The 13289-nt window shown below is 42.8% G+C and carries 15 protein-coding genes; 7 read left to right on the forward strand and 8 right to left on the reverse strand.

The features are described from left to right. Nucleotides 1-2 precede the first annotated feature (2 nt). The 3 genes from AC23N5_RS11375 to AC23N5_RS11385 are packed head-to-tail and all read left to right on the forward strand — an operon-like array spanning nucleotide 3 to nucleotide 2018. Nucleotides 3-296, forward strand: coding sequence for a transposase (locus tag AC23N5_RS11375; RefSeq protein WP_487755665.1), 294 nt, complete (start codon nucleotides 3-5; stop codon nucleotides 294-296). Further along, a complete protein-coding gene (locus tag AC23N5_RS11380) occupies nucleotides 293-1714 on the forward strand; it encodes an acyclic terpene utilization AtuA family protein (protein ID WP_487755666.1) in 1422 nt (473 codons plus the stop codon). Before AC23N5_RS11375 ends, AC23N5_RS11380 begins: the two co-directional genes overlap by 4 nt. Nucleotides 1715-1718: 4 nt before the next feature. Further along, nucleotides 1719-2018, forward strand: a complete 300-nt coding sequence (locus AC23N5_RS11385) for an AtuA-related protein (protein WP_487755667.1) — start codon at nucleotides 1719-1721, stop codon at nucleotides 2016-2018. Nucleotides 2019-2024: 6 nt separating this feature from the next. Here the strand turns inward: AC23N5_RS11385 and AC23N5_RS11390 are convergent, their stop codons facing one another. After that, nucleotides 2025-3215 carry an MFS transporter gene (locus AC23N5_RS11390; protein ID WP_487755668.1) on the reverse strand — a complete coding sequence of 397 codons (1191 nt, stop codon included), beginning with the start codon at nucleotides 3213-3215 and terminating at the stop codon, nucleotides 2025-2027. 72 nt (nucleotides 3216-3287) lie between these two features. Further along, nucleotides 3288-3854, reverse strand: a complete 567-nt coding sequence (locus tag AC23N5_RS11395) for a Crp/Fnr family transcriptional regulator (protein ID WP_487755669.1) — start codon at nucleotides 3852-3854, stop codon at nucleotides 3288-3290. A 17-nt stretch (nucleotides 3855-3871) separates the two neighbouring features. Between AC23N5_RS11395 and AC23N5_RS11400 the strand changes: the two genes are divergently transcribed. After that, a complete protein-coding gene (locus AC23N5_RS11400) occupies nucleotides 3872-4783 on the forward strand; it encodes a helix-turn-helix domain-containing protein (RefSeq protein WP_487755670.1) in 912 nt (303 codons plus the stop codon). On the opposite strand, the gene AC23N5_RS11405 is transcribed toward AC23N5_RS11400, so the two are convergent. Beyond that, nucleotides 4774-5763 carry an FAD:protein FMN transferase gene (locus AC23N5_RS11405; RefSeq protein WP_487755671.1) on the reverse strand — a complete coding sequence of 330 codons (990 nt, stop codon included), beginning with the start codon at nucleotides 5761-5763 and terminating at the stop codon, nucleotides 4774-4776. The genes AC23N5_RS11400 and AC23N5_RS11405 overlap by 10 nt on opposite strands. Before the next feature lie 105 nt (nucleotides 5764-5868). On the opposite strand from AC23N5_RS11405, the gene epsC reads away from it, so the two are divergent. Continuing rightward, nucleotides 5869-6675 (forward strand): serine O-acetyltransferase EpsC, encoded by an 807-nt coding sequence (gene epsC, locus AC23N5_RS11410; RefSeq protein WP_183976948.1) that lies wholly within the window; start codon nucleotides 5869-5871, stop codon nucleotides 6673-6675. A gap of 151 nt (nucleotides 6676-6826) precedes the next feature. Here the strand turns inward: epsC and AC23N5_RS11415 are convergent, their stop codons facing one another. Further along, complete coding sequence (locus AC23N5_RS11415; RefSeq protein ID WP_487755672.1) at nucleotides 6827-7228, reverse strand: Dabb family protein; 402 nt, start codon at nucleotides 7226-7228, stop codon at nucleotides 6827-6829. 191 nt (nucleotides 7229-7419) lie between these two features. Here AC23N5_RS11415 and AC23N5_RS11420 point away from each other — a divergent pair, with 191 nt between their 5' ends. After that, nucleotides 7420-8265: an AraC family transcriptional regulator gene (locus tag AC23N5_RS11420; protein WP_487755673.1), complete on the forward strand. Its 846-nt coding sequence runs from the start codon at nucleotides 7420-7422 to the stop codon at nucleotides 8263-8265. 45 nt (nucleotides 8266-8310) lie between these two features. Beyond that, nucleotides 8311-8655 (forward strand): YrdB family protein, encoded by a 345-nt coding sequence (locus AC23N5_RS11425; protein ID WP_487755674.1) that lies wholly within the window; start codon nucleotides 8311-8313, stop codon nucleotides 8653-8655. Nucleotides 8656-8661: 6 nt separating this feature from the next. Here the strand turns inward: AC23N5_RS11425 and AC23N5_RS11430 are convergent, their stop codons facing one another. From AC23N5_RS11430 to AC23N5_RS11445, 4 genes are all read right to left on the reverse strand, one after another. After that, the gene (locus tag AC23N5_RS11430; RefSeq protein WP_487755675.1) at nucleotides 8662-9417 is read right to left on the reverse strand and encodes an SDR family NAD(P)-dependent oxidoreductase; all 756 of its coding nucleotides are present in this window, start codon (nucleotides 9415-9417) and stop codon (nucleotides 8662-8664) included. A 101-nt stretch (nucleotides 9418-9518) separates the two neighbouring features. Next, nucleotides 9519-10424, reverse strand: coding sequence for a helix-turn-helix domain-containing protein (locus tag AC23N5_RS11435; protein WP_487755676.1), 906 nt, complete (start codon nucleotides 10422-10424; stop codon nucleotides 9519-9521). Nucleotides 10425-10503: 79 nt separating this feature from the next. After that, nucleotides 10504-12009 (reverse strand): PQQ-dependent sugar dehydrogenase, encoded by a 1506-nt coding sequence (locus AC23N5_RS11440; RefSeq protein ID WP_487755677.1) that lies wholly within the window; start codon nucleotides 12007-12009, stop codon nucleotides 10504-10506. A 110-nt stretch (nucleotides 12010-12119) separates the two neighbouring features. Next, nucleotides 12120-13181: a helix-turn-helix domain-containing protein gene (locus AC23N5_RS11445; RefSeq protein ID WP_487755678.1), complete on the reverse strand. Its 1062-nt coding sequence runs from the start codon at nucleotides 13179-13181 to the stop codon at nucleotides 12120-12122. Nucleotides 13182-13289: the final 108 nt, after the last annotated feature.

Genomic DNA, 13289 nt, shown 5'->3' on the forward strand with positions numbered 1-13289 from the left:
TCATGGAAAAATTTCAACACAAATACCGTATTGCCTCGGCACGTGCCTCTTGGTGGGATTATGGATGGAACGGTGCCTATTTTATTACTATCTGTACTAAAAATCGCGAGCATTTTTTTGGTAAAATTATCAATCATAAAATGCAATTATCGTCCATCGGTGTTCTGGCCGACGTATTTTGGCACGAGATTAAAAACCATGCAAAGAATATTGAATTGGGTGCGTTTGTGGTTATGCCAAATCATATTCATGGCATTTTGATATTGGGTAATAACGATAAATTTCATACGGAATGAAAAATAAAATCAGAATAGGTTGCGGGGCGGGTTTTTCGGGGGATAGATTAGAACCTGCCATTATTTTGGCCGAACAAGGCAATTTAGATTATTTGGTGTTGGAATGTTTGGCCGAACGCACCATTGCCCTTGCCCAAAAACGAAAACGCGCAGATGCTACCAAAGGCTACGACCCGTTGTTGGAACGCCGCATTGAGGGTTTGTTACCTATTTTGGCAAAGAATAACATTCGTCTCATTACCAACATGGGAGCAGCTAACCCCATTGAAGGTGCAAAAAAAATCGTTGAAATCGCTCAGAAACAAGGCATTTCAGTAAAAGTAGCCGCCGTTATCGGAGACGAATTGAGCGATAAGTTAGTAGCGATGAGTAATGAGATTTCTAAATTTAACAATGAAGATTTTGCCATCGCGCTCATCACTCCTCCCTCCTCTCTCAACACTCCTCCCTCCTCTCTCAACACTCCTCCCTCCTCTCTCAACACTCCTCCCTCATCTCTCAACACTCCTCCCTCCTCTCTTATTTCTGCCAATGCGTACATGGGAGTGGAAGGAATTTTGGAAGCATTACAGTCTGATGCTCAAATCGTTATCACGGGAAGAGTGGCCGACCCATCGTTGTTTCTAGCCCCCATGATTCATGAATTTGGCTGGGCTACCGACAACTACAATCTGTTGGGACAAGGAACCATCGTAGGACATTTACTAGAATGTGCGGGGCAAATAACTGGCGGATATTTTGCCGACCCAATTACCAAACCCGTAACGAACCTAGACACCTTGGGTCATCCTTTTGCCGATGTTTTTGCGGACGGCTCGGCCATCATTAGCAAAGTTGCAGGTACGGGGGGCGTTGTCAATTTGGCTACGGTCAAAGAGCAATTATTGTACGAAGTCGTCAACCCACATGCCTACCTTACACCCGATGTATCAGCTAATTTTACGACGGTACACTTGGAAGAAATTGCCGATAATCAAGTCAAAGTATGGGGTGGCACTGGCCAAGAAAAACCGTCAACGCTCAAAGTAAGCGTGGGTTATCAGGCTGGTTTTTTGGGGGAAGGCGAAATCTCATACGCGGGGGCAAATGCCCTCGCAAGGGCGCAGTTGGCAGGCGATACCCTCGAAAAAAGGCTCAAAGCTGATTTTCCCGATTTGCGAACCGATTACGTCGGCGTTTCGGCCATTCATCGGACTGATTTTAACCATCTCCTTGAACCTTATGAAGTGCGATTACGCATAGCTGCCAACGCCGCAACCGCCCAAAAAGCCGCTATCATCGGCGAAGAAGTAGAAGCCCTTTACACTAATGGCCCAGCAGGTGGCGGAGGTGCCCGAAAGTACGTCACCGAGCTCGTCGGCATTGTGTCGGTTTTAGTGGATAGAAAGAAAGTGAGTCCAGAAGTAATACTTTTTTAAAAAGATGAAGTTACATCAAATCGCCCACAGCCGCGCTGGAGACAAAGGCAATACCTCTACCCTATCGTTGATTCCGTACGACGCGAAAGATTATGAATTTTTGTGCAAAGCAATAACGGTAGAACGGGTAAAAGAACATTTAAAAGACATCGTTTCGGGTGAAATTGTACGGTACGAACTGCCCACTATTTCGTCATTATTGTTTGTGTGTCAAGACGCCTTACTAACAGGCGTAACTACCTCATTGGCCATAGACACCCACGGAAAAGCATTGAGTTATGCGTTGTTAGAAATGGAGATTTAATGCTGATTATTTCATTCTGAACAACACCACAAAAGCCGACAGAGCGGTCAACGTGCCAATGCTAACGATTGACATGGTTAGCCCAAAGTAATCAGCAATTACCCCCGTCAGTAATGCCCCAACGGCATACCCCATGTCGCGCCAAAATCGGAAAGTCCCCAGACTTTCTGCGCGCTGGGCGGGAGGCGTGTAATCAGCAATAGCACTCAAAAAAGTGGGATAAACCAAGGCTGTTCCAAGACCTAAAGCTGTGCCAATCAGCGCGAAATGCGTAAAAGTAGTTGCCCAAATGAGCCAAATGATTCCCAGAGCCTGCAACAACATTCCCCAAAACAATAAACCTTTTTTGGAATAAATATCAGACAATCGGCCTGTAACCAATTGACTAAGTCCCCAAACTGACGGATAAATCGCCGTCAAAATACCAATTTGTGCAGAAGTGAAGTGTTTTGCAAAAAGTAACAACGGCAAAATTCCCCAAATCATGCCATCATTTAGGTTATTAACAAGCCCCGCTTGCGTCACTGCACTCAGCGAATTGTGCCGAAGAGTCGTATCCCAAAAGGGACTTGCCAAAAGGGGAATAACACTTGCTTTGTTCTCAACAGAAACATGTTGGCGTGTATCTTTGACAAAAAATATGCTTAATAACAGCCCTACGATGGCGAATCCTATTCCTAAATAAAAAGGGTATGGCCTCACTCCGTAATGACTGGCGATGTAGCCTGTCAGAAAAGCCACAACACCCACCGATAAGTACCCCGCAAATTCGTTGATACCCACCGCCAGCCCACGGTTTTTGTCGCCTACAAGGTCGATTTTCATCATAACAGCCGTGCTCCACGTCAGTCCCTGATTGATGCCTAACAACACATTGGACGCCACAATCCACGACCAATTAGGTGCATAAATCAATAGAAAAGGAACTGGTAAGGCAAAAAGCCAGCCAATTATCAAGAGCTTTTTTCGCCCCAATAAATTCGCTAGTTTGCCCGTAAAGTAGTTGACAATGGCTTTTGTAATGCCAAAAGTGATGATAAACGATAGAATCGCTGTTTTTGACGCAATCCCAAATGCTTGTTCGGCCAATTGTGGTAAAATAGACCGCTCAAGACCAATCATTCCACCCACAAACGCATTGATAATCACCAACAATGCAAACTGTTTCCAGTTTTCTTTTAACCCAAATTGAACCATGTCGAATGATTTAAAAACATTCCACAAAGGTCAAATTCCCTAAAACCGATTCCTTTTACATTTGTTAAAAAATCACTTTACTGTTGCCCTAATTCTACTCAAACTCACTTGGGAAATCCCCAAATAGGAAGCAATGTATTTGAGAGGAATTCGTCGAACAGCATTAGGAATATCCTCAATAAGGGCCGAATAGCGCTCCTCTGCCGTGTGAAATTGCAAACTTTCAAGTCGTTGAACTGCTTCAACGTAGCCTTTTTCAAAAACTTTCCGAAACAGGCGTTCAACCATCGGAAACGTATCATACAGTCGAAATAAGGCAGGTGTTTGAATGGCTATTATTTCCGCTTCTTCAACAATCTGAATGGCTTTTCGCGACGGAATTCCAAGAAATAAACTCTCTACCCTCACTATAATGCTACCTTCAAATGAAAAAGATTCAGTCACCTCGGTACCATCTTTGTAGTAGTAAATGCGCGCTATTCCCTTTTTAACAAAGTAAATGTTGCGACATGTATGGCCAATGGGCTGCAATTCGTCGTTTTTTTTCAATTTTATTTCAGTACAAAGCCCTTCAATCGCCTCTTTTTCTGGCATAGAAAGCTTCTGAAAAGCATCAAAAAAAACGAAAAGCTCATTCATAGTTTGTTAAAATTTGTATGAAAACCACCCAAATTCCACTTCTTAAACCCGCCGAATTCGATGACTATGTGTTTGATACCTTGGTATGGAAAAACACGCAGCGACCATTTTTTAATCAGTTCCACGTCATTCGGTTAGAAGATTACAAAAAGCACCTCATCATTCCTCAAGCTCCTCATCGACGCTCGGTTACGTTTTTTGTTTTCTTAACCAAAGGTAGCATTACCCGCCGAAAAGCACTTACTAAATACGAGATTAAGGCAGGTTCGTTCTTTTTTTTACCCGCTTTTCAAATCACAACTTTGGATGAAATCAGCGACGACGCCGAAGGTTTTTATTGTCATTTTAGCAGCGACATTTTTAGCATGTCACCCTGGAAATCAGAAACATTACAAACCTTTTCTTTTCTTCAATTAGCGGGTTCACCAGTAGTTGAACTCAGCCAAGAGCGTCACCTAGCTATCGTGCTAATCTTTGAGCGGCTCCTTGAAATTAACCTAGTGATTTGCGAAGAACAATTTTGTCTGATTGCCTCCTATCTATTCACTTTATTTACGGAGGTAAACCAATTTGTTCGTCCCCTAGAAAAACCCATTGGCAACGCTGCCGTTCGGATGACGGAACGTTTCAAAACAGCACTGTCTCAGCACATTTACGAAAAACATACCGTATCCGAATACGCCGAGCTATTGTCTGTCTCCCCCAATCACCTCCACAAATGTGTGAAGGCTGTCACGGGAAAAAGTGCCCACGATTTGCTGGATGAAATGCGGGTATTGGAAGCCAAAGTTTTATTAAAACAAAGTAACCTCTCCATCGCTGACATTGCCTTCAAAATTGGGAAACTCGACCCTAGCGACTTTAGTCGGTTTTTCAAGGCAGAAACAGGAAAAACCCCAAAAGAATACCGACAAACTCCCTATTTGTAGTGTGCTTTTTTGCTGGCATTTTGTTCCAAAAGCCACACTTCAATTCCCTTCAAACGCTTGGCTACTTTTTTACCTTTTTCTATTCCCAGCACACTAAAAGCAGTAGCCAAGGCGTCGGCGTCCGTGCCAGTTGGGGCGATTACGGTCGTGCGTGTATGTGTGGTTAAACCTACCCCCGTGTAAGGACTCACAATGTGCGAATAGCGGACACCTTTGTAATCGAAATGCCGATACGTACTTCCAGAAGTGGCTACCCCGCAATTTTTCAAGGTCAGTACGTGCGTAGCGGTGGTATCGCCTCCTCCCGAACTCACTTCAATCCGCCAACCATCTTTCTCTGGTGGGGCGTCACCAATGGTCAAATCTCCGCCTGCGTCCAAAAAGGCTCGGTCGATTCCAAACGATTTTAGCACCTTCAACACGTCATCGGCCGCGTATCCTTTTCCAATTGCCCCAAAATCTATCCGCATTTTTTTACGTTTTAAAACGACAGAGCGATCTTCGCCTCGAAGCTGAACCAAACGATAGCCAACAGCAGCGCGGGCTTCTTTGAGTTGGGATTTATCGGGAAAATAGTTGCGCCGAATCGCCCTTCGCCAAAGCTGAACGATTGGCCCCACAGTCACGTCAAATGCGCCATTGGTTTTGCCACTCAGGTGCTTTGATTTCTCCAAAATATCAAACAAAATAGCGCTCGCATAAAAACGCTGTCCCGTCCCTGCTGTTTCCGAAAGGCGGTTCACTTCGCTTCCATCTAGGTAATCACTTAATAGGTTATTGAGCAATTGAATTCTCGCAAAAGCGCTGTCGGAGGCTACTTTTGCAAGCGAGTCGCTTGGCGCATAAAAAACCAGATTAAACTCCGAACCCATGGCATTGCGGGCATAGGCATATCGACGAAGCGAAGAAGGTTGTTGTCCTGACGTTTTTAACGAAACAAAACACACTAAGGCAAAAATGAACAAACAAAATCGACGCACAAAAAATGAATTTATGAATAGGTAGATATATTTTTCAAATAACGTCCAAAGTTGAACCTTTTTGCACGGTTTTTGGTATCTCAAGTATAAAAATTCTTCCATACGTTGTCAAACACTTTTTTTAAACGTCTCGCCGAGCAAAACACCCGCTATCAGTATCGTTTGCCCTCCCGCAACGAAGTTGGGAAGTTTGTCGAAGAAATGATGCGGTTTTTATTTCCCATCACCCAAGATTGTTCGCGCTCAGCCACCAATTTACCTGATGCCTACGCCAAGCTTCAGCAACGGCTTTTGTGTTTGTTAGAACCCCTAAACGGCAACCTTGGAACAAATCATGAAGCGGTAACGGAGCAGTTTATGGAGCAGCTTCCCGATATTTATGAAAATCTCCTGCTGGATGCACAGGCCATCTCTGACAACGACCCCGCCTCCATCGGCATTGAAGAAGTGATTGCGGTTTATCCAGGTTTTTATGCCATCGCAGTCTATCGTCTAGCACACGCAATGGTTGACTTGGACGTTCCACTTCTACCACGGATGTTGACCGAATACGCCCATGGGTTGACGGGCATTGACATTCACCCCAAAGCATCCATTGGAAAATCTTTTTTTATCGACCACGGCACAGGGGTCGTCATTGGCGAAACAACCGAAATTGGAAACAACGTAAAAGTATATCAGGGGGTCACACTGGGCGCTTTGAGCGTTTCAAAATCATTGGCAGAAACCAAGCGACACCCAACTATCGAAGATAACGTGGTCATTTATGCCAATGCCACTATTTTAGGTGGAAAAACCGTGATAGGCAATGATTCTATCATCGGCGGAAACGCCTGGGTAACGGCGAGCGTACAACCGTACTCGCAGGTTTATCACCAAAGCGAAGTCAAAATTCGTCAAACGGTATTTTAGGTGTAAGGTATAAGTTAACCGTAATCTGTTAATCGTTATCCGTTCAAAATCGACGAATTATATTAAATTTTGCTCTTGATTACTTAGAATTATAAAATTTCAAAGGGAACATAGCCTGGCATGTTCCCTTTGAAAATACTTCCTACCTGTACTACACCTGCACCGAATCATACACAATGACCTTTTCCCAAAGGTGCGAGTAATCTTCTACAAACTTGAGGTGAATAGGGTGTTTTTGGTAAACTTCTTCTTCCTCCAAATTGTCGAAAAAGCACAACCAAGACACGGCATAGCTGCGCTCAATAACACTACGATTGGTGGTTGCAGGCGTACCAATGTTGTGCATCCGAATCGTTGGTACCTTCGCCAAGGCCGTTAAGCCTTCGATTAACTTGGCGCGGTCGGCTTCATTTGAAGGGTTTTTCAACCAAAAATATACGTGATGGACAAACACTTTTTTGTCTTTTTTTGCTGCCGCTGACAAGGTAGCCACCGAAGCCGCCGAGGCAAGGAGGGCTTTTTTTAGCATCGAGCGTCTTTTTACCACTTTCATCTTTTGTCGTTTTTTTGTTCTAATTCATCCGTTCAGCCTTAGCGTTTTGTGGCCGATTCTGTACTATTTCATTATAGGTCAATGCGAGAAAAAGTTCATTTAAGCATTGTTCGGCAAAATTAGAGAGGACAGAGTTGTTACTTTCTGTAAAAATCCATTTTATTTTGGTAAAAATAACGCACCTTCTTTCGATGAAACGCTACGTTTTGCACAGCCCTTTTAACATCTACCATTTTGAAGCAGCCCAATGGGAACACCCCGTACACAAACATACCTATTACGAAATCATTTTTATTTTGAAGGGGTTTGGCAACCACAACATCAATGGCAATACCTACCCTTACGAGCAAGGAGATGTGTTTTTGTTAGGCCCAGAAGATTTTCATTCGTTTGATATAGAGTCAATTACAGAGTTTTGTTTTATCCGTTTCAACGAGTCTTACAGCAAAACCCACAGCGTTACGGACAAATATTGGCAACAAATTTTCCAGTCGTTGCTATTGACTTCTACCCAAAGTCGGGGAACGATTGTACATGACAAAGAAGAAAAACAAAAATTACACCAACTTCTAAAAGTACTTGAAAGTGAGTACGACAACCCACCATCGGCACATTTTGAAATGATACGAGACAGCTTGATGCGGAGTATTCTGCTGATTTTGGCTCGTAACCTCTCCCAACAAACTCCCGCCAAATCGGAAGAATCGAATGCCGCCGAGGCGATATTGAGGTACATCAAACAACACATTTATGAACCCCAAAAACTCAGTATGGAACGAATTGCCGAGGAGTTTCACTTAGCGCCTTCCTACGTAAGTATCTTTTTCAAAAAACAAACGGGAGAATCGCTCAAGCAATTTATTGTCAAACATCGCATTAAATTGATTGAAGCCAGGCTTCTCTACAGCTCCATGACCTTGACCGAAATTGCGCATGAATTTGGGTTTACGGACGAAAGTCATTTTTGCAAACAATTCCGAAAATACACGGGCAACAATCCTACCGCCTTTCGAAAAAATGTAGCTCCTGTTTTGTAAATTTGTCTGTTCCTTTTTTACTATTCCTCTTATTTTGAACTACCCATGCAAACTCTCCGCTACATCAATTACCTGTTAGCCTTTGGGTTGGAGCTTGTCCTTATTTTTAGTGTTGCCTTTTGGGGTTATTCCTCTGGAAAAACGACATTGACCAAGTGGGCGTTTGCCATCATACTTTTTGTTGCAGTTGCTGCACTTTGGGGAATATACGCCGCCCCCAAATCTTCCATGCGCATTCGATTTCCGTGGTTAAATCTGTTCAAAATCGCGATGTTTTCGCTCGGGACGTTAGCCTTTATAGAGCTAGAAAAAACTCGTTTCGCCGTCTTCTATTCGATTTTGAGCATCATCAGCGTCGCAATTAGCTATTTTGACGAAACGAGTTCCTAACCATTTTTAAAGGTGGATTCCCCCCGAAACCTCAATGCGTTGGCCGTTAATCCACTTCGCCTCGTCGCTACACAAAAAAGCAGCTACACTTCCAATATCATCGGCTAAACCCACTCGGCCAAGCGCTGTTCGGGAGGCGATGGCCCCGTTCAGTTCTTGGTTGTCCCGAACTCTACCTCCGCCAAAATCGGTCGCAATAGCGCCTGGCGCAATCACGTTTACCCTAATTTTTCGATTTCCTAACTCTGCGGCTTGGTAGCGCGTTAGTGTTTCTATCCCCGACTTCATCATAGCGTAGGCCGACGAGCCAGGGTATGAAAAACGAGCTAACCCCGACGAGGTATTTAAAATTACACCGCCATCATTTATCAAAGGCAGCAGTTTTTGGGTCAAAAAATAAGGCGCTTTCAAATGAATATTGACCATTTTATCAAAATCCTCTTCGGTAGTATCTGCAAAAGCACCGTAATGTCCTGTTCCCGCATTATTGATGAGAACATCCATTTTTTGAGCACCAAATGTTTCGCTTAGTGCTCGTTGCAATTCATCGACAAACGCATTAAAGTTGTTCGTCGATGAAATATCTAACGGCAAAGCCGCTGCTTTCTGTCCTAACTTTTGAATTTCTACAACTACCTTTTGGGCTTCGATTTCGTTGCTTTGATAGGTAATAACAACATCAAAACCTTTTTTTGCCAACTGAAGGGCTTCATCTTTTCCTAATCCACGGCTTCCGCCCGTTACTAATGCAATTTTGTTCATGGGATATGTCATTAATTTGTTGATGCAAAATTGCGAGAAATTACGGGCTCGCTGTTTGCAAAAACGAAAGCAATGTTTGCAAAAATCAAATATCCCTTCTTCTACGCTCTAAATTGAGCAGGCGAAATAGAAGTATGGCGCTTAAAGAAATTAGAAAAATGGGCAACTTCTTCAAAACCCAACGAATACGCAATTTCCGAAACGTGCCAATCGGTTTGTCGAAGCAAAATTTTAGCTTCTTGCGTCACACGACTACCAATAATCTCCGTCGTCGTTTTTCCTGTGTTATCTTTTAGCACTTTATTCAAATGATTTACGTGTACCGATAAGCGATCGGCATAATCTTTCGCAGTGCGGAGGCTGAGTTTTTGATGCGGCGTATCAATCGGAAATTGTCTTTCCAACAATTCAAGAAACAAAGAAGAAACCCTCGCCGCGGCATTATGCGAAGAATACAGGGCCGTTGCAGGTTGCAATTTTTGTCCAAAATGAATCAATTCAAGAACATAGTTACGGAGTAAATCGTATTTATACGCATAATCAGACACGATTTCGCGGTGCATTTTTTTAAATATTGCCTTGAGCTCTTCCACATTCTCATCATTCAATTTGAAAATGGGAAAGCCGTCTGGTCGAAAAATTGGCAAGTCATCCAAAGAGATTCCCGTCTTACTTTTGAGCATAAAGTCGGGAGTAAACACGCAAAAATGGCCGCTTTGATCGGCATCTTGTGGCACATAATGATACGGTATCAAAGGAGTAGCAAAGAGCAACGCATTTTCTTCGATGTCAATGACTTTATCGGCATATTCAGCACGGTTTTTCCCAAGGATAAGGCTAATTTTATAATAGGCCCGACGATTGTAGGGCATACTATTTTTTTCACGCAGCCCCCTGATAAATTCGTCAATTTCAAATACATTGAAATGCCCGATTTCTTTTTTGAAGCCCTCAGGAAACGGAAGGTGTATCTCATTGTAAAATTCTTCTACCGATGTGATGCTCATCTTTGTGTTGTAAAATTCAAATATACTCCCGTAAACATTCAAGCAATTAAATCGGTTCAAAAGGGAGAAAAGTTGAAAATTATCCCGCATTCTTTACCCTAATCAATTTCCCATTCACCTCGTCCGAAAGCAGGTACAATTTCCCCAACGGGCTTTGTACCACTTTACGGATTCTCAAGCGGTCATTGACAAACAGTTCTTCGGCACTCTTCACGGTTTCGCCCTCGATAACCAACCGCCACAAACTGCCTTTTGCCAAGCCACCCACGAGTACGTTTTGATTCCAAGCGGCAAATTCGCTACCCGCATAAAAATGCAATCCCGTAGGGGCAACCGTTTGAGACCACGACCAAACGGGGTCGGTGTAAACATTTCCTGCAATGGGCTTTGGGTCAAATTCGGTAAAACGATACTTCCCTGTGGTTTTCATCGGCCAGCCGTAATTAGCCCCTGCCTTGAGCACATTGATTTCATCGCCTTGATGCGTTCCGTGCTCACTAAACCAGAGTTGGTTGGTTGTAGGATTTAGGGTAATTCCTTGTGCAGCCCGAATCCCCATGGCGTACAAACCAGCAATAGCTTTTTCGCCAAAAGTAGGGTTATCGTTAGGAATCGTTCCGTCAGGGTTGATGCGGTATATTTTACCTCGTTTGTCTTCTTTATTTTGAGCAATGGGAAGTGCAGGCTCATCTTTTTCGTTGAATAGCCGTTCGCCAATGGTAAAATACAATTTCCCGTCGCTACCGAAGGCCATTCCTCCACCATAATGTACGCGTTCAGACGTAAAAGGTTCGGCTACAAAAAGTACTTTTATTTGGCTCAAAACCCCATTTTTTAGCACAGCTCTGATAATTTTGGTGGTTCTACCTTTCGCACTTTTGGCAGCATAAGACAAGTAGAGGTAGTGATTATTTTTAAAATCAGGATCAAGCAATACCTCAAATTTACCCGTATTATCCCCAAAGCTCCCAAGGCTATCTTCCAAGTCGGTCGGGAAGCCTTGAAGATTTTTTCGTTCTTTGGTCACTAAATTCAACAGCACCAAATCGCCTTCTTTTTCCGAAATCAGTGCTTCTTCTTCGGAGATAAAAGCCATGCTCCAAGGGCGTTTTAGTCCTTCCACAATTGTTTCTTTTTCGAGTTGAATGGCGTTTACATCAAAGACTCTGTGTGACTTTCGGGTAGAAACTTTATCCGCAATCAACCAGCCTTCGTTGGTTTTCATAAGGTTAAAATAATCGGTAAACAGGTCTTTTTCAGTACTGATTTCCACTTTTGCGCTTCCCATATTGTCGGTTACGTCAATGGTTACAATGCGCGTAGTCAGGTTTTTGGGTCGTGGGTGTGGCTTGAAAAAGCTGAGGTACTGATTTCTTGAATAGTCGATAAACTTCCCATCTCGGAAATTTTTCAGGTGGCAAGAAGCGTGCATGGCCTTCCCCACTTTGGTGGTATCGCCAGTTGCCCAGCCATCAAAATAGAGCTGAATCGTAGTCTCAATTTGTTGTCTTTCTGAGAAGTTCTCTTGGCAAAACGCCGAGAAGCAACTGATCAATAAACTTAGGAGCAACGTTCCTTTTTTCATCGTAAAGTTCTTTTAGAGTTTATCAAAATGAAAACGCTTCATTTTGCACCTCAAAAATTCAAGAAACTTTGATGATGAAAGTTCAGGAAGTTAAAATCAGTAGTACGGTTTTATAAATCTGGAATTTGTTGTTTTTGGTAAGCGCTGGGAGTCAAGCCTTTAATCTTTTTAAAAGCAGCAAAAAAAGTCGATTTAGCATTAAACCCTACTTCGTCTCCAATGGCATCAATGGTAAGTGGCACGTTCATCGAAAGCATTTTACAGGCTTCTTCAATTCGGTACTCGTTGACAAACAGGGAGAAGTTTTTCTCCAAGTTGTCGTTTAAAAGCTGCGACAATTGATGCCCCGAAAGGTTAATTTCTTTGGCAAGGTCGTTCAATTTCAGATTGGGGTCTTTATAAAGCATTTTCTCTTCCATCGCGCGTTTTAGCTTCCCAACCATCAGCCCAACTTCCTGTTCATCCATTTTTTTATCGACGTATTTTTGGGATGAAAAAGAAGACAAATCGTTTGTTTTCTTACGGTAAAGCAGAATAAACACGACCAGATAAATGATGAGAGAAAAATAAAGCGCCCCAAAGATGTAACTTCCTTTGATGATATTTAAAATAGCCCAAACGTAGGAGACAAACAATAGCAAAACGCCACCAAAAATGGTTAAAACCCATTTTTCAAAAGCTTTTAGGCTTTCTTTTTGCCGTATTTTTTTAAGAAGCGGCCAAATTACTCCCCCCGAAAAAATGACGTAAATTCCCCACTGCAAATAAATAAGCGGGATGATGTAATGCCTCCACCAGTAAGGAACCGCTTGATAAGGATACACCACTCCGACCATCACAATGACGAAAGCCCAAAAAGCCGTTTGACCTATCCACGATTTGGGCAACTTTTGAATTTGTTGGATTTCGGCCTTTATGAAGAAATATAAAAAAGGGCCAATAAAAAAGCAGGCTGTAAGCCCCAGTTGGAGGTATATTTTAGGCAAATCGGCGTCGAAAAAATACGCAACTGATTTCCCAATTCTGAGGCTAAGCACCAACAACAACGCCCCTAATAGGTAATTTGGCAGGTGTTTTTTTGTTGTAAAAAAGAAAAAATAAAGACTCAGAATCAGGCCGTTAAATGCCCCTAGTGCACTAAAAAAGAATAATACTTTATCTCCAAAGGCCATTTTTCTGAGTAGTTATTCCTAAGTTAACCCAAGAATTTATGTCTTAAACAAAATAGAAGTTGAATTCTATTTTTCATCCAACAAAACTACACAGAAGCAGTTACTTTT

This window comes from Runella sp. R5_40 (assembly GCF_057652295.1).